A 21,950-nucleotide genomic window follows, 5' to 3' on the forward strand; every position below is an offset into this window, starting at 1 on the left:
ATAGTTAACTAACAAGGATTATAGATAACATTAACCAATACTGATTTCACCTATTTATCGGCTTTAAGCTTTCAGTATTACGCTTTTAGCTTTGTATAAAACTATTGTGTAAAAAAGACACAATAAATTTCTTTGCTCATTATTAATTAATTAGCTTTACTGAACCAGTTAATTATTAACCATTATCAAAGCATGAATTACAGCAGAAGAAATTTTATTAAGGGCACCGGTGCATTGGTGCTCGGCGGCATGGCCTTATCGGGTAAAGCGGCAAGTTTTTTGAGTAACATGGAGCATCATCCTGTAGGGCTGCAGTTGTTTACTTTTTTCGGCGTTATTGACGAAGATGTAAAGGGCACGCTGAGCAAAATTGCAGCTATAGGATACAAGGAATTAGAATCGGCCTTTAGTAAAAAAGGCGGCTATTATGGTATGAAGCCTAAAGAATTTAAGGCCATGGTGAATGACCTGGGTATGAGCTGGACTTCGCACCACGTTCTTGGCGCTCCGTTTAAACTGCCCCCGGGAGCAAAAATGCCCGCAGGTGCAGATGGTAAACCGATGGTGTTGCCTCCTGTGCTGAACCTGCGTGATAATATGCAGCAGGTAATTGATGAAGTTGCCGAAGGCGGTGTTCAATACCTGGTTTGCGCCAACTCACCTACGGCCACGCTTGATGAAATAAAAGGTACGATTGAAGTGCTGAACAAAACGGGGGAAGCTGCTAAAAAAGCAGGCATCCAGTTTGCATATCATAACCACGATATGGAGTTTCACGCGGTTGATGGTAAAGTACCTTATGATCTGCTTTTGAGCGAAACCGATGCCAGTAATGTAAAAATGGAGCTTGATCTGGCCTGGGCTGTTAAGGCCGGTAAAAATCCGGTGGAAATGTTTAAGGAACATCCTGGTCGTTTCCCGCTTTGGCACGTGAAAGATTTGGACGCCGGCAGGCAGAATATACAACCTGTAGGAGGTGGAACTATTGATTTTAAACCAATTTTCGCCGCGGCAAAATCAGCCGGTATGCAACACTTTTTTGTAGAGCATGATATGCCTAAAGATGCCTTTGCCAGTATAACTTCAAGCATGAGCTATTTGAAGGATAAATTGATGGTGTAAATATCTTTATACAAATCGTCATTGCGAGGTACGAAGCAATCCCCCACTTTACAGGGCGAATATGCATAGCTACTCTGCTCATTGGAGATTGCTTCGTACCTCGCAATGACGTTATGAACATATTATTTTTTCAAGCCTTATCCCACGTTAACAATTCCATAACATTTGCCAATTTTGATTTAACCCCGTGTTTAAGTAATTTAAGGGGCGAAACACTTTCCTTAACGGAGGCTTATGGCGGAAACATCTACAGAACATTTAAAACGGGTTTTAAAACCTATCCATTTATGGGCTATAGCCGTAGGGCTGGTTATTTCGGGCGAATATTTTGGGTGGAATTTGGGATGGGCCGTATCGGGCACAATAGGTTTGCTGATAGCTACCCTGGTTATCACCTTAATGTACATCACCTTTATTTTTAGCTACACCGAGCTTACCGCATCCATACCTCATGCCGGTGGCGCGTTTGCATACGCATACCGGGCTATGGGCCCGTTTGGCGGATTAATTGCCGGTTATGCTACCCTTGTTGACTTCCTGGTAGCTACACCTGCTGTGGCTGTATCTTTAGGGAGTTACCTGCATTTTTTGTATCCTGCCATTCCTATAACAGAGGCAGCAATGGGCTTTAATATCCTCTTTATTCTTTTGAATATGCTGGGCGTAAAGGAATCGGCAACTTTTTCAGTATTCATTACCATACTTGCCATAATTGAGTTGCTACTTTATCTGGGTATTGTTTCACCGCATTTTAAAATAGTAAACTACCTTAACAATCCAATGCCGTTTGGCTGGGCAGGTGTGTTTGCAGCCCTGCCTTTTGCGGTTTGGTTTTACCTGGCCATTGAAGGCGTTGCTATGGTAGCCGAAGAAGTGGAAAACCCTAAAAAGAACATTCCACGCGGCTATATTTCGGCTATAATAACCCTGGTAGTACTGGCGCTGGGTGTAATGGTCATTACCGGCGGGCTTACCGATTGGCGCAAGCTAAGTCATCTGGATTATCCCTTACCAGAAGCCATCGGAATAGTATTGGGTAAGGGTAACGGCTTAACCAAAATATTTGCCAGTATAGGCTTGTTTGGATTGATAGCATCCCTGCATGGTATTATCCTTGCATCATCGCGGCAGGTGTTTGCCATGGCACGGAGTGGTTATTTACCGCGGGTGCTGTCGGATATTAATCACAAATTTAAAACACCGCACTGGGCGCTTGTGGTTAGCGGCGTGGTAAGCTCCATCTTCATTTATAAATTTAAAACAGATCAGATCATCATGCTATCGGTGCTCGGTGCCGTAGTTATGTACATCATGAGCATGGCGAGCCTGTTTATACTGCGTAAAAAAGAACCACGCTTAAGCCGACCGTTTTTAGCCCCGGTATACCCGGTTTTTCCGGCCATAGCTTTAATAATTTGCTTAGTATGTTTAATAGCGACAATATATTTTAATCCTGATATGAGCCTCATTTTTGCAGGAGGATTGGCAATTGTGCTGCTGGTTTTTATAGCGATGGGAAAACATAAAGTTGCTTTAACCGAAGATATGATGAGTGCCCCAATTGATGAGGTCATTAATCATTAAGTCATTTGCTTGTTCGCTTTGTGAATAATGACAAATGATATAAAGTAGGGGCATTTGCCAGTCTGCTAAGTAATAATGACTTAATGATCAATGAAATAATGATATAAACAAATGTACCGCCACAATATACATCACCGGGTTTATAAGTTTCCCAACCTGAAAATATTGCTGGGGAAGGCTTCGCCTTATCGCTCGGGCGATGAACTGGCAGGGCTTTGTGCTGGTGGGTATGAGGAACGGGTGGCCGCGCAAATTACCCTGGCCGATGTGCCGCTCAAAAACTTTTTGAACGAGGTGGTGGTCCCCTATGAGGATGATGAAATTACCCGCCTTATCATTGACGATCATGATGAGGCGGCTTTTAGCCATATCAGCCATTTAACGGTTGGTGAATTGCGCGACTGGCTGCTAAGTGACGAAACCGACTGTGCTACTTTAACAACTATAGCTTCCGGCTTAACGCCCGAAATGGTGGCTGCGGTTTCTAAACTGATGCGTAACCAGGATTTGATCGCGATGGCCAATAAATGCCAGGTGGTTACATGCTTTCGCAATACCATTGGGTTAAAGGGGCATTTCAGTACCCGTTTGCAGCCCAATCATCCAACAGATGACCCGCGGGGGGTAGCGGCCAGCATCATCGACGGCTTATTATTTGGCAGCGGGGATGCAGTTATCGGCATTAACCCTGCAACGGATAGTCCGGCGGCGGTGAGCAGCTTACTTACGTTAATGGATGAGTTGCGGCACAGGTTTGAGATCCCAACGCAAACCTGTGTTTTGAGCCATATTACTACTACACTACAGCTGGTTAATGAGGGTGCGCCTGTTGATCTTTGCTTTCAATCAATAGCTGGGACCGAAAAGGCTAACGCCAGTTTTGGGGTTAATTTAAGCTTAATTGAGGAAGCTTATCAGGCTACATTATCATTAAAGCGAGGTACGGCAGGTAATAACGTGATGTACTTTGAAACCGGGCAGGGCAGCGCGCTATCGGCCAATGCCAATTTTGGGGTAGATCAGCAAACCTGCGAAGTGAGGGCATATGCTGTTGCGCGAAAGTTTAACCCTTTGCTGGTAAATACAGTGGTAGGCTTTATTGGTCCGGAGTATTTGTATGATGGTAAGCAGATCATTCGTGCTGCGCTCGAGGATCATTTTTGCGGAAAACTTTTGGGCTTGCCCATGGGCGTAGATGTTTGCTACACCAACCATGCTGAAGCCGATCAGGACGATATGGACAATCTGCTTACCCTGCTGGGCGTGGCGGGCTGCAACTTTGTGATGGGTATTCCCGGATCAGATGATATTATGTTGAATTATCAGTCAACCTCCTTTCATGACGCGTTATACCTGCGTAAAGTGTTAGGATTGAAACCCGCACCGGAGTTTGAACAATGGCTGATAAAACAAGGCATAGTTGATAATAGGGGGAATATGCTGCCGGTTAACGAGCATGGATTGTTGAGAGGATTTAATTGAAAGTGAAAGGGTAAAGGCGAAAGGTGAAAGGTTTTTTGAACTGGCAGAAAATAAAAAATACGATGTCATCCTGAACTTGGTTCAGGAACTCACGAGACAAGTCGGCGCTATGCAGCGGTAGACATAGGATGTGGGGTGCGGAAACAAGTTCGGCATGACCGAAGACGATAACAGACTGCAAATTAATGAAACGAAACATCCCACATGAAATTGGGCCATTGAAGGCTTTGCAGGAGTTTACTTCGGCAAGGATAGCTATTGGCCGCGTGGGGACAAGTATCCCGTTAAAGCAGTCGCTTGAGTTTAAGCTGGCGCATGCACATGCACGGGATGCCGTATACTCTGAATTGGATCTGGGTAAGCTAACCAATGCGCTTAAACCTTTCGACGTTCCGGTTTTACAGCTGCATAGCAGGGTAACACACAGACGACAATACCTGCAACGGCCCGACCTTGGGCGTAAGCTTAACGAGCCTTCATTGAACGAACTAAATGGTTATAGTGCTGAAAGCGATGTCGCTATCATGATAGTTGATGGACTTTCGGCAACAGCAGTAAATGAAAATGCCGTGGGGTTGCTGGATGCACTTATTCCCTTGTTGGTTGCTAATGGTTTAAAGCTGGCACCTATAAGCCTGGTTGAGCAGGGCAGGGTAGCCATTGGTGATGATATTGGTCACGGACTGAATGCTAAACTCTCGCTGATCCTTATCGGCGAGCGCCCTGGCCTCAGCTCGGCCGATAGTTTAGGGGCTTATCTCACCTATAATCCTAAACCCGGCTTAACCGATGAATCAAGGAACTGCGTTTCCAATATTCGGCATAAGGGGCTAACCTATAAGAAAGCCGCAAAAAAGATTTTCTATCTAATTAACGAAGCCTTCAAACGGAAGTTATCAGGCGTGGAGTTGAAGGATAACGCGGGGTTGATAGAGTCTTAAGTACCATAGGTACTTGCTTAATAATAAAGAAGGCGTCATTGCGAGGCACGAAGCAATCCCCGATTGGCAGAGCCGCTATGCAGGTCTCCCTGCTTTGTTTGGGATTGCTTCGTACCTCGCAATGACGATTCTTTATAATACTTTCTGATTTTATACTTAAGACTTCGTACTTGAGACTTATTTCCTTCTCGCCTCAATATATCCGTTAAATGATATTGGGTCGCGGTTGGTGCTGGTTACCTGTAGTGAGCCATAACCATCCTGCGAGATACTTAGGTTAAATGTTTGTACATCGCGCCAGTCGGCTATGTTTTTTTCTTTGGGTTTGATAGTGATATTCCAGCCACTTCCTTTCTTTACCGACGAGTAAGTGAATTTTGTAGTATTTACCTTAATACCGCCATCAGTTGTTCCGGGAGGCGGGGCTACATACGCGCGGCCAAAATAGGGCAGGAATGATACTATAGTATCTTTACTTATTGTAAGATCATAATCAGAAGTAAGCGATCTGCTGCCGCCCCGCATTGGCAAGGCATAGTTAGCTTTAAACACAAAATTTTGATCCTCCACCATTTGTTTTATTTCAGCCTGCTTAGCTGCTTTTTTTTCGGTTTTGGTTTGTTTGATTTGAGCAACGGTTACGTTTGTCCCAATAAATATGAATGTAGCCAGGAGGGCTATTTTATTTAATATTTTCATGATATAAATGTTTAAGTGGTTAGACGATAGTAGGTTATTTAGGTTTAATTACACTCAAATTTAAGCAATCTTTTAAACAAAAAAGCCATCCGTTTTGGATGGCTTTTTAAGGTGATTTAGTCATCCTGAACTTGTTTCAGGATCCCACCAGATATTAACGTTACAAAGACAATCGGATGACCTTGCATGTGGGGGTGCCGAAATAAATTCGGCATGACGTTTGGAAAAATTATATCAAACTAACACTGCGTTTAACAAATTCAGTTAACTCAGCGCCGGTTAATAAACCTTGTGATAGCAAGGCCAGATCAAAGGCTTGTTTTGAAAGCTGTGCCTGTACAGTTTCGTCTTCTTCCTGTAAAATGCGGCTTACCAGTTTGTGGTTACCATTTACAATAACTTTGTAGTTATCAGGCATGTTGCCATAAAAACTCATGCCACCGCCCATAGCTGCCATATCTTTCATACGGCGCATAAACTCGTCCATAGTTACAGTAACAGGTAACCCATCCGGGTTAAGGCTTTCAATTTGAACGTTGTAAGCCGGTTTGTTGATGGCTTTGTCAAAAATACTTTTTACCTGGGTGCTTTGCTCTTCGGTAAGTACGGTTTCGGGCGCATCATCTTTTTTAATCAGTTTATCGGCCACATCGGCGTCAACACGTTTTAATGATGTTTTCTCCAGCTTTTGCTCCAATTGGCTGATGAAGTGATTGTCGATAGGTGAGTTCATCACCAACACATCATAACCCTTTTTATTGGCCGACTGGATAAACGAATCCTGTTTAGCCGGGTCATTGGTATAAATGTAAACCAGCTGACCGTCTTTATCGGTTTGGTTAGCTTCTACTTTATCCTTGTATTCGGGGAGGGTAAAGTTTTGTTTTTCGGTATTGGTAACCAAAACAAAATCTTTGGCTTTGTCGTAAAACTTGTCTTCGCTTACCATACCGTATTTTACAAACAGGCCAATGTCTGTCCATTTTTCTTCGTAAGCTTTACGGTTGGCTTTGAAAAGGTCTGACAATTTATCAGCTACTTTTTTAGTGATATAGCTGTTGATCTTTTTAACGTTGCTATCGGCCTGTAAAAAGCTACGTGATACGTTAAGCGGAATATCCGGTGAATCAATAACGCCATGTAACAGCATCAAAAATTCAGGAACGATATCTTTCACCTCGTCGGTAATAAATACCTGGCGGCTAAATAATTTGATCTTATTTTTCTGGAACTCGAAATCGTTTTTCAGCTTAGGGAAGTACAGCACACCGGTAAGGTTGAAAGGATAATCAACATTAAGGTGGATCCAGAACAATGGATCTTCGCTGAAAGGATAAAGCTGTTTGTAAAAGTCGAGGTAATCCTCGTCTTTTAATTCAGACGGTGCTTTTGTCCAGATAGGGTTGGTGGTGTTGATGATATTATCAACTTCAACAGAAGTATACTTTGGTTTGCCTTCTTCGTCAACGCCATCTTCAACAGATTCGGTCTTAGTTCCGAATTTGATTGGAACCGGTAAAAACTTGCAATATTTATCAAGGATCTCCTGAAGCCTATGCTCGCTTAAAAACTCAGCCGATTCATCGTTGATAAACAGCGTGATCTCGGTGCCGCGCTCTTCTAAAACGCCTTCGCCAATTTCAAATTCGGTGCTGCCATCGCAAACCCAAAAAGCAGGCTCAGCACCTTCCTGGTACGATAGCGTTTGGATTTCCACCTTATCAGCCACCATGAATGCTGAGTAAAAGCCTAAACCAAAACGGCCAATGATCTCGTTGGCATCCTTAGCCTCCTTGAATTTCTCCATGAACTCGGTAGCACCCGAAAAAGCGATCTGGTTGATGTATTTCTTGATCTCCTCGGCGGTCATACCAAGGCCGTTATCGCTAATAGTGATGGTCTTTTTGTCTGCATCAAAAGCTACCTCAACGCGCAGGTCGCCAAGTTCGCCGGTGTATTGGCCTAATGAAGCTAAACGTTTAATTTTTTGGGTAGCATCTACCGCGTTTGATACCAGCTCTCGCAAAAATATCTCGTTATCAGAGTATAAGAACTTCTTAATGATCGGGAAAATGTTCTCGGTGTGGATCGAAATGCTGCCTTTTTCTTGCATAACTATATTTTAATATGGTTGATTTAATGTTTGTCGGAATTGCATCATCAATGTGTGTTCCAATTGTTAATGTATTGTCAAAATGGCAGGCGGGTGATGGATAGGAAGGGCGTTTCTGCTAAATCCTATATAAATAAATAGAATGTGTCATTTTGAGCGAACCAGGGAAGGAATGCACGCCGGCGGTAAGGAGAAATCTTCTACGCCATTGAAAGCGGGTTTACATGGCGTACAGGATTTCTCTTTCGCCCCAGAGCCCGTGACCATCGCCCGCTCAATCGAAAGGACATTTTTTTTATTTAAAAGCGCAAAAAAAATAAGGGATAAACATTTAAGCTTATCCCTTACCACATCAATGTTGATGATATCTCTTAGTTGCCCATCATCTTAATGAATGAGGCTAATTTTTCTTTCATTTCTCTTCTGTCAACAATAAAATCAAGGAAACCGTGCTCCTGCACAAATTCGGCAGTCTGGAAGCCTTTTGGAAGATCTTTTTTGATGGTTTCTTTAATTACCCGTGGTCCGGCAAAACCTATCAGTGCGCCCGGCTCGGCAATATTAATATCACCTAACATAGCGTATGATGCTGTTACACCACCTGTTGTAGGGTCGGTAAGTAATGAGATATAAGGGATTTTTGCTTGTGCAAGCAACGCCAGTTTGGCCGATGTTTTAGCCATCTGCATTAATGAAAACGCGGCTTCCATCATACGCGCACCGCCCGATTTTGAGATCATCAGGAACGGAACTTTATGCTGGATACAGTAATCGATAGAGCGTGCTATCTTTTCACCAACTACCGATCCCATTGATCCGCCAATGAAGTTAAAGTCCATACAGGCAATAACCAGGTCCTGACCGTCAATTTTACCGGCGGCTGCCCTTATTGCATCTTTTAAACCTGTTTTGTGTTGAGTTTCCTTAAGCCTGTCGGTGTATTTTTTAGTATCCTCGAAGTGAAGGGGATCACCCGAGGTAAGATCAGGAAAAAGTTCTGTAAACTCGTTATTATCAAATAGTACCGAAAAATATTCTTTTGAACCTATGCGCAGGTGGAAGCCACAGTAATGGCACACATATTGATTTTCTACCTGTTCTGAATAGTGTAAAGGTTTTTTACAATTAGGGCATTTATTCCAGATGCCATCGGGGGCTTCCTTCTTTTCCTCAGTAGTCGTAATTATCCCTTTCAACTCTCGTTTAAACCATGCCATATCTGTGTCTAACTCTTTCAATTGGGTACAAAGAAACAAAAAATATTAAACATGTGGTGCCGGATATAAAAAGTTATGGCGGGGTAAATTGTTTGTCGAAATTTGAAATACTTTTTTAATGTTATTTTCGTAATAAAAGGAATGGATTATTGATTAATTATATCATATTTTCAAATTAACCCTATTTTTACTATCGTTTTAATATACTTTTAAGATTGCTTAGCCTATTTCAATAAATTTTATAACTTCGAGCCCCAAATAAACGCTAATGGATTTAAAAAATTATAGAGGTGTTCTGCACGGCGATCAGGTGCAGGAACTATTTGAAGCAGCAAAAAAGCATCAGTTTGCTTTACCGGCAGTAAATGTTATTGGTACTAACACTATCAATGCAGTTATGGAAACAGCTAAAGCTGTTAACTCACCGGTTATTATTCAGCTGTCAAATGGCGGTGCACAGTTTTACGCCGGCAAATCATTGGATAATTCAAAGCTTCAGGCCTGTATTTTAGGTGGTGTATCTGCTGCAAAGCATGTTCACCTGTTGGCTGAGCATTATGGTGTAGCAGTTATCCTGCATACCGACCATGCTGCCAAGAAATTATTACCATGGATTGACGGCTTGCTGGATCATGGCGAGAAATTTTTTGCCGAAACAGGCAAACCTTTGTTCTCATCTCACATGCTTGACCTTTCGGAAGAGCCTATTGAAGAGAATATCGAAATTTCGGCCAAATACCTTGAGCGTATGGCTAAAATGGGCATGACCCTTGAAATTGAGTTAGGCGTAACCGGTGGTGAAGAAGATGGCGTTGACAACTCTGATGTTGACAGCTCACGTTTATATACTCAACCAGAAGAAGTTTCTTATTCATATGAGCACCTTTTAAAAGTAAGCCCTCGTTTTACAGTAGCTGCTGCTTTTGGTAACGTGCATGGTGTTTACAAACCAGGCAATGTTAAGTTACAACCGGTTATTTTGCATAACTCACAAGAGTATGTTAAACAAAAATTTGGTTTAACTGCCGAAAAACCTATCAACTTCGTATTCCACGGTGGTTCTGGTTCAAGCCAGGAAGAGATCCGCGAAGCTATTTCATATGGCGCTATCAAAATGAACATTGATACCGATATGCAATGGGCTTACTGGGAAGGCATTAAAGATTACTACAAATCAAAAGAAGGATATCTGCAAAGCCAGATCGGCAGCCCTGATGGTGAGGATTCTCCAAACAAAAAATACTACGACCCACGTGTTTGGTTACGTAAAGGCGAAGAAAACTTTGTAAAAAGACTTGCCGCAGCATTTGAAGACCTTAACTGTATCGACGTATACAGCAAATTATAATATTCATCAGAAATTAACAAAGCGCTTGTACATTTGTTGTACAGGCGCTTTGTTGTTTAAAGGCAGCGGGCGATTTCACTCAAAAAAGATAAAGTCTGCTATATGGTTAAAATTCACAACAGGAAAAAGAATTTATTTGAGCGTTTTGCCAACTGGGCTACTATAGCTACTGGTAGTTCGGGCGCATTTATCACGGCTTTTGGTATCATCATTGTTTGGGGAATAACCGGGCCATTATTCCATTATTCAGATACATGGCAGCTGGTTATCAATACCGGTACTACTGTAGTTACTTTTCTGATGGTTTTTTTGATCCAGAAATCACAGAATAAAGATTCGAAAGCTATACATTTGAAACTGAATGAGCTGCTTGCATCGCACCAGGGGGCAAGTAACCGGATGGTTGATATTGAGGATATTACCGAAAAGGAACTTGATCAATTGCACAAGTTCTATGTAGAACTGGCCGGACTTGCCGAAGAGGAAGATGATATCACCTGTACGCACTCTATTGATGCTGCAAGGGAAAATCACACCACAAAACTCAATCATTTCAAAACAAAACCGCATTACATCAATGCCCGCAAAAATCACAGTAAAAAAAGTAACGGAACAAGCTGATCTTGATATAGTACATGCCATAAGGCGTGAAGTATTTGTTGTTGAACAAAATTGCCCGCCCGAGCTGGAATGGGAACATGAAGATGTATCACATCATTTTTTAGCTACTGTTGATGGAGAACCGGCCGCCGCCTGCCGCTGGCGTAAATCCGAAAATGGCTATAAGCTTGAAAGGTTTGCTGTATTGAAGGCATTCAGAGGGTTTGGTTTGGGGGCAGAAATGGTGAAAGCTGTGTTGGCTGATTTGCCGGCTGATGCTGACTATATTTACCTTAACTCACAAACTCATGCGGTGCCCTTTTATAAAAAACTTGGTTTTGAAGCATCGGGACCGGAGTTTGAAGAAGCCGGGATTAAGCATTATAAGATGGTGAAGAAGTAAGAAGTCATTTTGTCGGCGGCTGTTTAAAAATACCTCTGGTCGAAGTTTAGCGATAGCGTAACTTCGTCCTAAAATAATGGAAGCATTGTGCTTCCCGTATAAAGATTGTAAGAAGGAGTAATCATTTGTTGAGTTAAGCTGAAAGCTTAACCTGTTTTGGGACGAAGTTATGGCACCGCTAAACTTCGACCGGCAGGAAGGAATAGATGAACATTACCGCTTTTTACTTTTCCTCTTTTTAGAAGCCTCGGCCAATGGATTAAATTCGAGGCACAAATTAATCCAATAATTCAGTTGGCCGATGGTTTGCAGGTTGAAATCTTCAACATATACATAGCCTTTCATCACCCTGTCTCCGCTCACCATTTGATTGCAGTTCCCTTTCTCAAGTTCAATAGATGCTTGTTGTTCACCAATGCGGCATAAGATGCTATTATCGCGTACGCAAACGCAAAGTTTGTCATCAACCATAAAACAAACTCCCTGAAACATTTTCTTTTCTTCTACTACGGGCAGATCCACTAATGCTTCACGGATGCGATCGGCCATTTTTTCGTTGTAAGCCATAAGGATTATATTATTTCACGCAAAGGCACTAAGCCGCAAAATTTAACAGACTACGGCGTCTTTGCGTGAAATGTTTGTTGTTAGTTTTTATCAACGAATTTATAATTAGCCTCATTGTACCTGTCGCCGGTGTTTGGGTATTTGGCTAAAACATCCTCTATATCCTGCAGATCAGTAGCTGTTAATTCCACATCAACCGAGCCCGCATTATCCAGCAGATATTTTCGTCTTTTTGTTCCGGGGATGGGGATAATGTTATCGCCTTGCGCTAATACCCATGCAAGCGCCAACTGAGCTGGTGTGCATTGTTTTTGAGCGGCAAGTTGTGCAAACTCATGCGCCAGCCCCATATTATTTTCGGCATTGGCATCCTGATAACGGGGAAGGCTTTTCCTGAAATCGTTATCGGCCAGTTTGGTTACATCCAGGGCGTTGGTCACCAAACCGCGCACCAGCGGACTAAACGGCACAAATGAAATTCCGAGTTCTTTGCAAACAGGCAGTATCTCAGTCTCAACATCGCGGGTTAATAACGAATATTCACTTTGCAAGGCACTGATGGGATGTACAGCATGAGCACGACGAACAGAGTTTGCTGAAGCTTCAGACAAGCCAAGATATTTTACTTTTCCTTCTTTTACCAGGTCGGCCATGGCACCAACCATATCTTCAACTGGAACATTCGGATCTATGCGGTGTGCATAATAAAGATCGATCACGTCTGTTTTTAGGCGTTTTAGACTTTGTTCAACTGCCGTTTTAATATAAGCAGGTGAGCCGTCAAACTCGGTCAGCCTGCCATCGGCACCTGCCCTGAAACCAAATTTGGTTGCAATGAAGATCTTATCACGATTGGGTACCAATACCTTTGATACCAGTTCTTCATTACGGCCATTGGCATAAACATCGGCGGTATCCCAAAAGTTAATGCCTATTTCTATTGATTTTTCAAGCGTTGCTATCGATTCATCATCATCCGGCTGGCCATAAGCATGGTTCATGCCCATACAACCCAGCCCAATGGCCGAAAGCTCAACGCCGGTGTTTCCTAATTTTCTGTATTTCATGATTTGGTAGTATTGTTATACTATCAAAGTACGTGAAATAACAAAAGCACATCAACCTCAATTTATAAGTATTATGTAAGGTTATACATTGCAGATTAAGTTTTTCTGGTTAATTTGAAAAAAAAATCAAGTGTTTGTCCAATTCAACCAAAACTGATCGTCTTTGGGTTTTTAACCATTAAATTCAAAAAACATGAACGAGTTCTTATTGATCTTCAGAAGAGATGCAGAAGCTACTGCAGCAAAACGGTCACCCGAGCAAATGCAAACCATGATGAATTACTGGCGCGAATGGATTGGCGGGATTGCCGCACAAAACAAACTGGTTGCTGTAGGTAACAGGTTGGATACCGTCGGCAGCGTAGTAAAACCCGACAATGTAGTAACAGACGGCCCTTATGTTGAAGTTAAGGAAGCCATAGGCGGATACAGCATTATCAAAGCATCATCGCTGGAAGAAGCCACGGAGTTATCAAAAGGCTGCCCGATATTATCGGTAGGGGGCAGTGTTGAGGTTCGCCCTATTATCCCAATGGAAGTATAAGTAATTTGCAGCCTCCCATATGCGGGAGGCTGCTTTTTTATGCAACAAGATCAGCTTCTACCACATTTGTTCCGCTCCGAATATCAAAAGATAATCGCGGTATTATGCCATTATTTCGGCTTTGAACATATAGAAGCCGCCGAAGATATCGCCAGTGATACTTTTCTTACGGCAGCCGAAACATGGGGGATCAAGGGATTACCAGGCAACCCTAAAGCGTGGTTATATACCGTGGCCCGCAATAAAGCAACCGATTATGTAAGGCGTGGCTCCCGGTTTAAGCAAAAAATAGCCGAAGGGGTTTCGACAGCGGATAATTACGAGGTAGAGATCGATCTTTCTGACCAAAACATTAGCGATAGCCAGTTGCAAATGATGTTTGCAATTTGTAATCCGGTGTTACCTGCCGAGGCTCAGATTGGTCTGGCATTACGCATCCTTTGCGGTTTCGGGATTGATGAAATTGCCGAGGCTTTTTTATCAAATAAAGAAACCATTAATAAACGATTGTTCAGGGCTAAGGAAAAGCTGCGGGAACAGAAAGTGAAGATCATTTTCCCAGAACCTGATGATATTGTTAGCCGGCTTGGCATTGTGCTGAAAACTTTATACCTGTTGTTTAATGAGGGCTATTACTCCAGTTGTCAGAGTGCTACATTACAAAAAGACTTGTGTTTGGAAGCCATGCGGCTTAACTATCTACTTATCGAAAATAAACAAACCAATCTGCCCGAGGTGAATGCTTTATTAGCACTGATGTGTTTTCATGCCTCTCGATTTGATGCCCGGATAGATAAAAACGGCGAGATGATCCGCTATGATGATCAGGACAGAATGCTTTGGAGCGATGAGCTGATAGCGAAAGGAAGACACTATCTCAATCTTGCATCTAAAGGGAATGAAGCAGGCAAATATCATATTGAGGCAGCCATAGCCTATTGGCATACCGTTAAAATAGATACTGCCGAAAAATGGGAAAATATACTGATGTTATATAACAGGTTACTTATCGCTGCATATTCGCCGGCCGCTGCATTGAACAGGGCTTATGCCCTGGCAAAGGTAAAAGGAAAGGAGAAAGCTATTATTGAGGCCGAGAAATTAAAATTGGATACTAATCATTTGTACCATGTACTGTTGGGGTTTCTTTACACATCGGTAGATAATGAAAAGGCGGCATCACATTTACGAACTGCCTTAAAATTGGCTAAGACCCCGGGGGATAGGAGCAGGATTGCTAAGGATTTAAAGGCCTTATTATGAAATAAATGACAATACCATCTTTCAAAAAAGCGTCATTGGAGGTACGAAGCAATCCCAAACTATACAGGGCGTACCTGCTAATAGGGGATTGCTTCGTGCAATGACGCTTTTATACAACTTATTTCTTTGAACAGCTTCTTAATTAGCTATTTTAAAATCTGCCGTCAATTTTTCATCTGCCGAGCTGCTGCCCAATACCAGCTTATAGCTGCCGGGATAAAGCTTCCATTTGTGTGTGGCAAGGTCCCATTTCTGCAAATCCTGAACAGGGATCTTCAATGTAACCGAACCTTCTTTATCCTGCTCCAGGCTGATGCGTTTAAAACTTTTCAATTCTTTAACCGGCATCCTGTTGATGTTAGGATATTTAATATATGCCTGCACTACTTCATCGCCATTAAATTTACCGGTGTTTTTAACGTTTACTGTTACTACAACGGTATCGGCCTTTTTGTAAGTAGCTTTTAATTTGCTGCCCATGGTGTAGCTAAACGATGTATAGCTTAAACCAAAACCAAAAGGATATTGCACCGGGCCTGTATAATAGCGGTAGGTGCGGTTTTTCATGTTGTAATCGCTGTAGTCGGGCAAATCGCTCATGTCTTTATAAAAAGTAAGCGGCAGGTGGCCTGATGGCGAAACATCGCCAAAAATAATATCAGCCAATGCATTACCGCCTTGTTCGCCGGGATACCAGGCAAATATGATAGCATCGGCATAAGGCTCAATGGCCGATACATCAACATCGCTGCCTGCGGTAATTACAGCAATAAGGGGTTTGTTTTTTACACTTTTACGCAACTCTTTCATAAAAGCAATTTCGCTGGCAGGAAGACTTAGTGTCTTTTTATCGCCGCCGCTTTCGGACAGGAAGGCATCGCCAGCCTCGCCTTCCAAAACAGGGGAGAGCCCTATCACTGCAATGGTAGCATCAGCATTACCCGCAGCCCAGGTTCCGCCAAAGTGCGTGGTATCTTTATAATCACAACCCAGGTCATATTCAACGCGGGTAGCTTTATCAACTGCGCCGGTAATACCTTCAACAAAGTTGATCACTTTGCTGCTGGTGCCATGGTAGTTGGCAATCATGGCATCAAGTGAGGCGGCGTTTGGCCCAACCACCATAATGCTGGAGTAGCTGCTTTTTTTGAATGGCAAAACATTGTTATTATTCTTTAACAATACCATACTTTGCTGGGCCACTTTACGGGCCAAAGCCAAATGCTGTTCATTGTGGACACTATCGGCACCGTAACTATGATAAGGATTAGCGGCCGGATCATCATAAAAGCCCAGTTTAAATTCGGTGCGTAAGATAGCGCCCAGGGCCTGGTCAACATCTTTTTCGGTAAGTAAACCTTGTTTAATGGCTTTTACACCGTCGTTCTGCAAAATGGATGAGCAATCAAGGTCAACACCGGCCTTAATGGCAGCCGCTGCCACTTCAACAGCGGTTGGTAGCGTTTTGTGGGTAAGGTATACATCATCCAGGGCACCACAGTCGGTTACTACGTGGCCGCTAAAGCCCCATTCTTTCCGCAATATATCGGTAAGCAGCATTTTATTGATAGAGTTTGGTACACCGTTAACCCGGTTATATGCACTCATTACCGATTCAACGTGGTTTTTAACCAACTGGTGAAAAGCATATAAGTAAGTTTCGCGGAGGTCTTTTTCATCAACCTTAGCATCAAATTTATCGCGGGTAGCTTCCGGGCCGCTATGCACTGCAAAGTGTTTGGCCGTGGCAGATGCTTTCAGGTATTTAGGGTCATCGCCCTGCAAACCTTTAACAAAGGCAGAACCCATGCGACCGGTCAGGAAAGGGTCTTCGCCATAAGTTTCCTGCCCGCGTCCCCAGCGCGGATCGCGGAAAATATTGATGTTGGGTGTCCAAAAGGTGAGGCCCATGTATTGCAGGTGCCTGTCTTGTGCTATGGCCAGGTTATATTTTGCACGGGCTTCGGTTGATATGGCCGTTGATACCTGCTTTAACAGATCTTCATTAAATGTAGCCGACATACCGATAGCCTGCGGAAATATGGTTGCTTCACCGGCACGGGCTACACCGTGTAAGGCCTCGTTCCACCAGTTATAGGCTGGGATGCCTAAACGGGGTACAGCCTGGCTGCGGTAGCCCAATAAGGAGATCTTTTCTTCGAGTGTTAGTTTGGATACGAGATCTTTTACACGTAAATCAATCGATTGCGAAGCGTCTTTGTAAAAAGGGACCTGCGCATTTGCGGTCGAAAACTTTAGTAATGCCGCAAGCATTACCAAACAGCATAGGAGTTTGTGTTTTATGGTGGAAGCCATTTTTAGATGATTTATTTTTTGAGTTTAAAGTTAATATTTATTCCGTAAGTATGGGTTGGCGGAAGGCTTGCTCCTTCAATTCCGGCATATTTTATATCCGGCGAAAAGCCCGATTCGGGGTCGATATTGGCTGACCGTTTCATAATCGTCCACAGGTTTCGGCCTACCAGTGAAAAGGTTATGCCTTCAAACGGTGTTTTATTAAGAAAGCCCTTTGAAAAGGTATAGCCAAAAGTAACCTGCCGCAATTTAATAAACCTGCCATCTAAAACATTCAATGCCGAAACACTTTGAGCAAGCGCCTGGTAATAGGTTTGCGCGGGTACAACAACCGTATTTTTATCGCCATTGGCATTTACGCCGTCACCTACGACGCCGGTTTCCCGACCTGGCAGGGTAAGCTTGTTGAAGCCCCTGTAAATGCTGTTGTAATTTGTTGCTGAAAGTATTTTATTACCAAACCGATAATCGATTAAAAACGATAAGCTAAACTTTCTATAGGTAAAATTATTATTGAACCCGCCATAAATGTTAGGCACCGCGCTGCCCATTGGTACCCGCGGCCCGGCCTGTGGTAATCCATTGCCATCAAAAATGATCTGTCCTTTATCGTTCTGGAGGTAATCATTGGCCATAATTTGGGGACCTGGCAAGCCTTTAACCAATGCGGTGGCAGCATTAAGCGGACGATAAGTACCAAAACTGATGTTGGCCGATTCGGGCGTACCGTCTGTTTGAAGGATCTTATTTTGTACGTAGGTGAAATTGAACGATGGTGACCAGTTAAAATTAACGGTTTTAAAAGGTGTACCGCTTAACGAAACTTCAATGCCGTTGTTTTGGGTTGAGCCTGTTGGGATAAACCGCCGGGCAAAACCGGTTGCCAGGTCAAGATCTCCCTTAATGATCTCGTTCCTTGTTTTTCGATGAAAATAGGCCACATCAAGCCCCAGTCGCCCGTTTAAAAATTTCAGATCGGTACCAATCTCCGTTTCTGTAAGCGTGTAAGGCTTTAAAAAAAGGTTAGGTAAGCTATCGCTGAAACCACCTGTGGGTATACCATTTACAGGGTTATTAATGGTGTAATACTGGGATGTAATATATACATCAGTAGGTTCACCACTGGTTTGGGCATATGATAAACGGAGTTTACCAAAGTCAAGCCCCGGTATATGTACAAGGTCCGAAAACAGGATACTGGCTGATACCGACGGGGTGAAAATACTGCGGTTATCAACGGGTAGGGTTGAGTAGGTATCGTAACGGCCTGTAGTGGTTAATGTAAGAAAGTCCTTAAACGAAAAGTCAACAGAATAGTAAGTTGAATGAGTTTCAGAGCTTTTAAAATCATAGCTGCTGCTTTTGGCGGCCAGGTTACTATAGCTGTAAAAATTAGGTATAATAAACGGTCCGCCATAAAGCCGGGTATACTCATAGCTGTTTTTACGAAGATTGGCCCCGGCTGATAAGTCAAAGCTGAGCAGATTTTTTATAATATCATGTTTAGCGCCTATCAAAACATCGGCATTTAGTTCAGAGCGTTCTGTAGATGATTGTTCATCCATTGAGCCGGCACCTCCGGGAGAATATGCTGTGCCGGTAGGGGTAATAGTTAACCGTTTATCGTATAACACATCATCACCCAGGCGGGCCTGAGCATACAGCCAGCTTTGAATATTGTAACGGGCAGTTATAGCAGATATCAAACGGTTCCGGCTTATATTGTTGATGAATTTATTAACAGCAAAATAAGGATTGGTGACAAATGTATCGCCGGTCCATCGCAGTTCGTTGCCGCTTGAATCATACCCCGGTGCCAGGGCTGCCTGGTTTTCGTTAGCAGCAAGGTATTGAATGTTATTGGGGTTAAGTGGGCCATCGCTCAAATTGGGCTTCAGGCTTGATGACTCATCTATATAATTTGCAATAACATTTACATTGAATTTGTCGGTAATTCCCTGGGTTGCGGTTAAGTTTACCGTTTTACGGTTGAGGCCGCTGTTGCGAATAACGGAGCCGTTCCTGAGGTCGGAAACTGACAGGCGGAAAGCACCAGTTTCATTGCCGCCATTAAAAGCCACGGTGTTGGTGTAGGTATAACCGCGTCGGTAAAATTTGTTAATATTATCTGTAACTGCCGAGTAGGGGTAATATTTACCGTCAAACTGTATGGTTGGTTTACCATCCAGCTTTTCGCCCCAGCCAAAATTGCCTGATGTTACGGCGTTATTCACGGTTGCCGGCCTTATGCCATACAAGCCCTGCCCATAAATTGTTTGGTAATCAAAAGTGTTAATAGCTTTGTCTGTTTGGTAATTAGTGTTCAGCTCAATGCCAAACCCCGAATTTTTTTTACTGGTTTTAGTAGTGATCAAAATTACGCCATTAGCCGCCCTTGCTCCGTATAGGGCTGATGCAGCCTGGCCCTTGAGTACAGTCATGCTTTCAACATCATCAGGATTGATATTGCTTATACCATCGCCAAAGTCGGCCCCGCCCCATTCATTAGCTGACCCCCTTTGGGTATTATCCATGGGCACACCATTAATAATAAACAGTGGCGCGCTTGCGCCAAAACTCGTAACGCCTCTAAGTAAGATTCGTGCGGAAGATCCTGGTCCGCCGTTTATGCCATTGATACTTAAGCCGGACACGCGTCCCTCTAACGAGTATGCTACATTTGACTCTTTGGCTTTATCAAGCGCTTCACCGCTAATAGTAGTTACCGAATAGCCCACCCTTTTTTGTTCCTTGTTAATGCCAAGTGCCGTTACAACCACCTCGTTTAGCACGTTACTTACTGTAAGCGGAATAGTTAATGGTGCAGCACCGTTAAGTTTTACATCTTTTGTAACGTAACCTACAAAACTCACTACTAACGTTGACCGGGCTGGTACTTCGAGTGAAAAAGACCCATTCGCATCGGTGGGCGAGCCCGATGTTGAACCCCTTACCCTGACTGTAGCGCCGGCAAGCGGTGCGCCATTTTCATCAATAACAATGCCTGTTACTTTAATTACGTTAACTATTTCATCAACCGGGGCAATTACTATCAGGTGATTGGCAAGCTCGGTGTAAGCGAAACCCGAATTGGCCAGCACTTTATCTAAAACAATCTTAACGTCTTCATTATCAACATTTATGTCAACTTTATTTAACGCGGGAATCTTCCTTTCGCTATAAACAAAATGATAAATGCTTTGATGTTCGATGGCTGATATCACCTTTTTAAAATCGGCCGATTTTAAATTGATAGTGACGCGGGTTTGTGAATATACAGTTAATATAGCCAGTAAATTGAAGAATAATATTAACGTAAACCGTATTTTCATTTATACTGATAACCTAAACCTGTCGCCAACATCCATTGGGGATGCCTAAATTTACATAAATTTTATAATTAGCGCGGGTAATAGTGCAAAATGAACGGATTGGTGTGTAACAATTATAAATATTGTAAGCAATACCAGGGAGAGATTGAAGAAAGGCGGTACGTTTTGGCGTGTTGCTTTACACTTTGATTAATAAATATAGATGATGGAGTTTTTAATTTTATAATGAAAATCTTCGGTAATGCGTAACGCATCAAGTGCTTGCGTAATAGTTTCTTTTTCATAAGTGCCGGTAAAACGGTACTTCTTCATTTCATCATTTTTAAATTTGATCTCAACACCATACCAGCGCTCCATACGGGCTGCAAGATCGGCGAAGTTTTCATCTCTGAAAATGAGTTTATTCTCTGTCCATGAAGTTTCTAAAACGGCACTGTCGTCCTGGTGAAGGCGGGTAAAGCTGGTTAAAACATACTGTGTACCCGCACTGCTGTCCATAGCTGGTGAAAGCTTAGCCGGGTTTTTACGTATAGTAGTAAACGATCCCTTTTTAACGATCAGTTTTTCGGTTGGTTTTAAAATGATCCTGTCCGATGGGCGGTCGTCAAGAGTAACTTCAATGGCCCCCCTGATGAGGGTTGTTTCACTTGATGGATCATTAGGATATGATTTAACATTAAAAGCGGTACCCAGCACCTTGATGTTCATTTTTTCGGTATGGATAATGAAAGGATGTTCATGGTCTTTATGTACATCAAAAAAGGCCTCTCCGCTTAAATAAACTTCGCGGGTTTTGCCTGTGAACTTTGTTGGGTACCGTAACGAACTTTGTGAGTTAAGGGTAATACGTGTGCCGTCAGTTAATACGATGGTTGATTTATCACGGGCAGAAGTGTTTTTATTTTGCCAGGCGCCGGATGTTGTACTTGCAATTTCTTTACCAGAAGAAACCTTTTTTGAATAAAAAAGGTACGAGCAACCTGCTATTAAAACAATAGCGGCGGCAGCGCGCCAAAGATAATGTATTGCGCTTTTTTTAATGGGGGTAATGGCCATTGCAGGTTCAGTAACTTCCTGCGCTTTAATTTTTGACTTTATTTTTTGAAAGGAGAGAGCATTGTCGGCATATTGGGTATCGCTATGTTTCCAGTAAGCAGAAAGGGCCTCGTATTGTTCACGAAGGGAAGCATCATTAGCTAAGCAACGCTGAAATTCATTATTTTCATCAGAGCTGATTTCATTCGACAGTTTTTTGCCCGCCAGCTCTATAAATTTATCATTGCCCATCGTATAATTGCATCCTTATTTATGATAGGACAACTTATTTAGGTTAATTACCTACAAGGTTAAAA

At 42.8% G+C, this 21,950-nt stretch carries 17 protein-coding genes; 9 read left to right on the forward strand and 8 right to left on the reverse strand.

Annotated elements, in window-relative coordinates:
- Window positions 1-192 precede the first annotated feature (192 nt).
- The 4 genes from SNE26_RS05730 to eutC all read left to right on the forward strand — a co-directional run bounded on the left by SNE26_RS05730 (window position 193) and on the right by eutC (window position 5,129).
- The gene (locus SNE26_RS05730) at window positions 193-1,122 is read left to right on the forward strand and encodes a sugar phosphate isomerase/epimerase (RefSeq protein ID WP_321558408.1); all 930 of its coding nucleotides are present in this window, start codon (window positions 193-195) and stop codon (window positions 1,120-1,122) included.
- 234 nt (window positions 1,123-1,356) lie between these two features.
- Window positions 1,357-2,706 (forward strand): ethanolamine permease, encoded by a 1,350-nt coding sequence (gene eat / locus SNE26_RS05735; protein ID WP_321558409.1) that lies wholly within the window; start codon window positions 1,357-1,359, stop codon window positions 2,704-2,706.
- A gap of 111 nt (window positions 2,707-2,817) precedes the next feature.
- Window positions 2,818-4,188: an ethanolamine ammonia-lyase subunit EutB gene (locus SNE26_RS05740; RefSeq protein WP_321558410.1), complete on the forward strand. Its 1,371-nt coding sequence runs from the start codon at window positions 2,818-2,820 to the stop codon at window positions 4,186-4,188.
- Between the two features lie 185 nt (window positions 4,189-4,373).
- Entirely contained in the window at window positions 4,374-5,129 is a 756-nt protein-coding gene (gene eutC / locus SNE26_RS05745) for an ethanolamine ammonia-lyase subunit EutC (protein ID WP_321558411.1), read from the forward strand.
- A gap of 177 nt (window positions 5,130-5,306) precedes the next feature.
- Here eutC and SNE26_RS05750 read toward each other — a convergent pair whose 3' ends face one another.
- The 3 genes from SNE26_RS05750 to accD form a co-directional block, all read right to left on the reverse strand.
- A complete protein-coding gene (locus SNE26_RS05750; RefSeq protein WP_321558412.1) occupies window positions 5,307-5,828 on the reverse strand; it encodes a DUF4251 domain-containing protein in 522 nt (173 codons plus the stop codon).
- A gap of 229 nt (window positions 5,829-6,057) precedes the next feature.
- Window positions 6,058-7,941: a molecular chaperone HtpG gene (htpG, locus tag SNE26_RS05755; RefSeq protein WP_321558413.1), complete on the reverse strand. Its 1,884-nt coding sequence runs from the start codon at window positions 7,939-7,941 to the stop codon at window positions 6,058-6,060.
- Between the two features lie 371 nt (window positions 7,942-8,312).
- Complete coding sequence (gene accD / locus SNE26_RS05760; protein WP_321560023.1) at window positions 8,313-9,158, reverse strand: acetyl-CoA carboxylase, carboxyltransferase subunit beta; 846 nt, start codon at window positions 9,156-9,158, stop codon at window positions 8,313-8,315.
- A 268-nt stretch (window positions 9,159-9,426) separates the two neighbouring features.
- Here accD and fbaA point away from each other — a divergent pair, with 268 nt between their 5' ends.
- From fbaA to SNE26_RS05775, 3 genes are all read left to right on the forward strand, one after another.
- A complete protein-coding gene (fbaA, locus tag SNE26_RS05765; RefSeq protein ID WP_321558414.1) occupies window positions 9,427-10,506 on the forward strand; it encodes a class II fructose-bisphosphate aldolase in 1,080 nt (359 codons plus the stop codon).
- Window positions 10,507-10,608: 102 nt separating this feature from the next.
- Entirely contained in the window at window positions 10,609-11,127 is a 519-nt protein-coding gene (locus SNE26_RS05770; protein WP_321558415.1) for a low affinity iron permease family protein, read from the forward strand.
- The gene (locus tag SNE26_RS05775) at window positions 11,084-11,509 is read left to right on the forward strand and encodes a GNAT family N-acetyltransferase (RefSeq protein ID WP_321558416.1); all 426 of its coding nucleotides are present in this window, start codon (window positions 11,084-11,086) and stop codon (window positions 11,507-11,509) included. Before SNE26_RS05770 ends, SNE26_RS05775 begins: the two co-directional genes overlap by 44 nt.
- A 213-nt stretch (window positions 11,510-11,722) precedes the next feature.
- Here the strand turns inward: SNE26_RS05775 and SNE26_RS05780 are convergent, their stop codons facing one another.
- Window positions 11,723-12,076, reverse strand: a complete 354-nt coding sequence (locus tag SNE26_RS05780) for a TfoX/Sxy family protein (protein ID WP_321558417.1) — start codon at window positions 12,074-12,076, stop codon at window positions 11,723-11,725.
- 80 nt (window positions 12,077-12,156) lie between these two features.
- Complete coding sequence (locus SNE26_RS05785) at window positions 12,157-13,143, reverse strand: aldo/keto reductase (protein ID WP_321558418.1); 987 nt, start codon at window positions 13,141-13,143, stop codon at window positions 12,157-12,159.
- Window positions 13,144-13,336: 193 nt separating this feature from the next.
- Between SNE26_RS05785 and SNE26_RS05790 the strand changes: the two genes are divergently transcribed.
- Both SNE26_RS05790 and SNE26_RS05795 read left to right on the forward strand, forming a co-directional pair.
- Window positions 13,337-13,687, forward strand: a complete 351-nt coding sequence (locus SNE26_RS05790; RefSeq protein WP_321558419.1) for a YciI family protein — start codon at window positions 13,337-13,339, stop codon at window positions 13,685-13,687.
- Window positions 13,688-13,726: 39 nt separating this feature from the next.
- The gene (locus tag SNE26_RS05795; RefSeq protein WP_321558420.1) at window positions 13,727-14,950 is read left to right on the forward strand and encodes a sigma-70 family RNA polymerase sigma factor; all 1,224 of its coding nucleotides are present in this window, start codon (window positions 13,727-13,729) and stop codon (window positions 14,948-14,950) included.
- Window positions 14,951-15,088: 138 nt separating this feature from the next.
- Here SNE26_RS05795 and SNE26_RS05800 read toward each other — a convergent pair whose 3' ends face one another.
- The 3 genes from SNE26_RS05800 to SNE26_RS05810 form a co-directional block, all read right to left on the reverse strand.
- Entirely contained in the window at window positions 15,089-17,266 is a 2,178-nt protein-coding gene (locus SNE26_RS05800) for a glycoside hydrolase family 3 N-terminal domain-containing protein (protein ID WP_321558421.1), read from the reverse strand.
- Window positions 17,267-17,277: 11 nt separating this feature from the next.
- A complete protein-coding gene (locus SNE26_RS05805; protein ID WP_321558422.1) occupies window positions 17,278-20,598 on the reverse strand; it encodes a SusC/RagA family TonB-linked outer membrane protein in 3,321 nt (1,106 codons plus the stop codon).
- A gap of 189 nt (window positions 20,599-20,787) precedes the next feature.
- Window positions 20,788-21,885 (reverse strand): FecR family protein, encoded by a 1,098-nt coding sequence (locus SNE26_RS05810; protein WP_321558423.1) that lies wholly within the window; start codon window positions 21,883-21,885, stop codon window positions 20,788-20,790.
- Window positions 21,886-21,950: the final 65 nt, after the last annotated feature.

This window comes from Mucilaginibacter sp. cycad4 (assembly GCF_034263275.1).
Taxonomy (GTDB): domain Bacteria; phylum Bacteroidota; class Bacteroidia; order Sphingobacteriales; family Sphingobacteriaceae; genus Mucilaginibacter.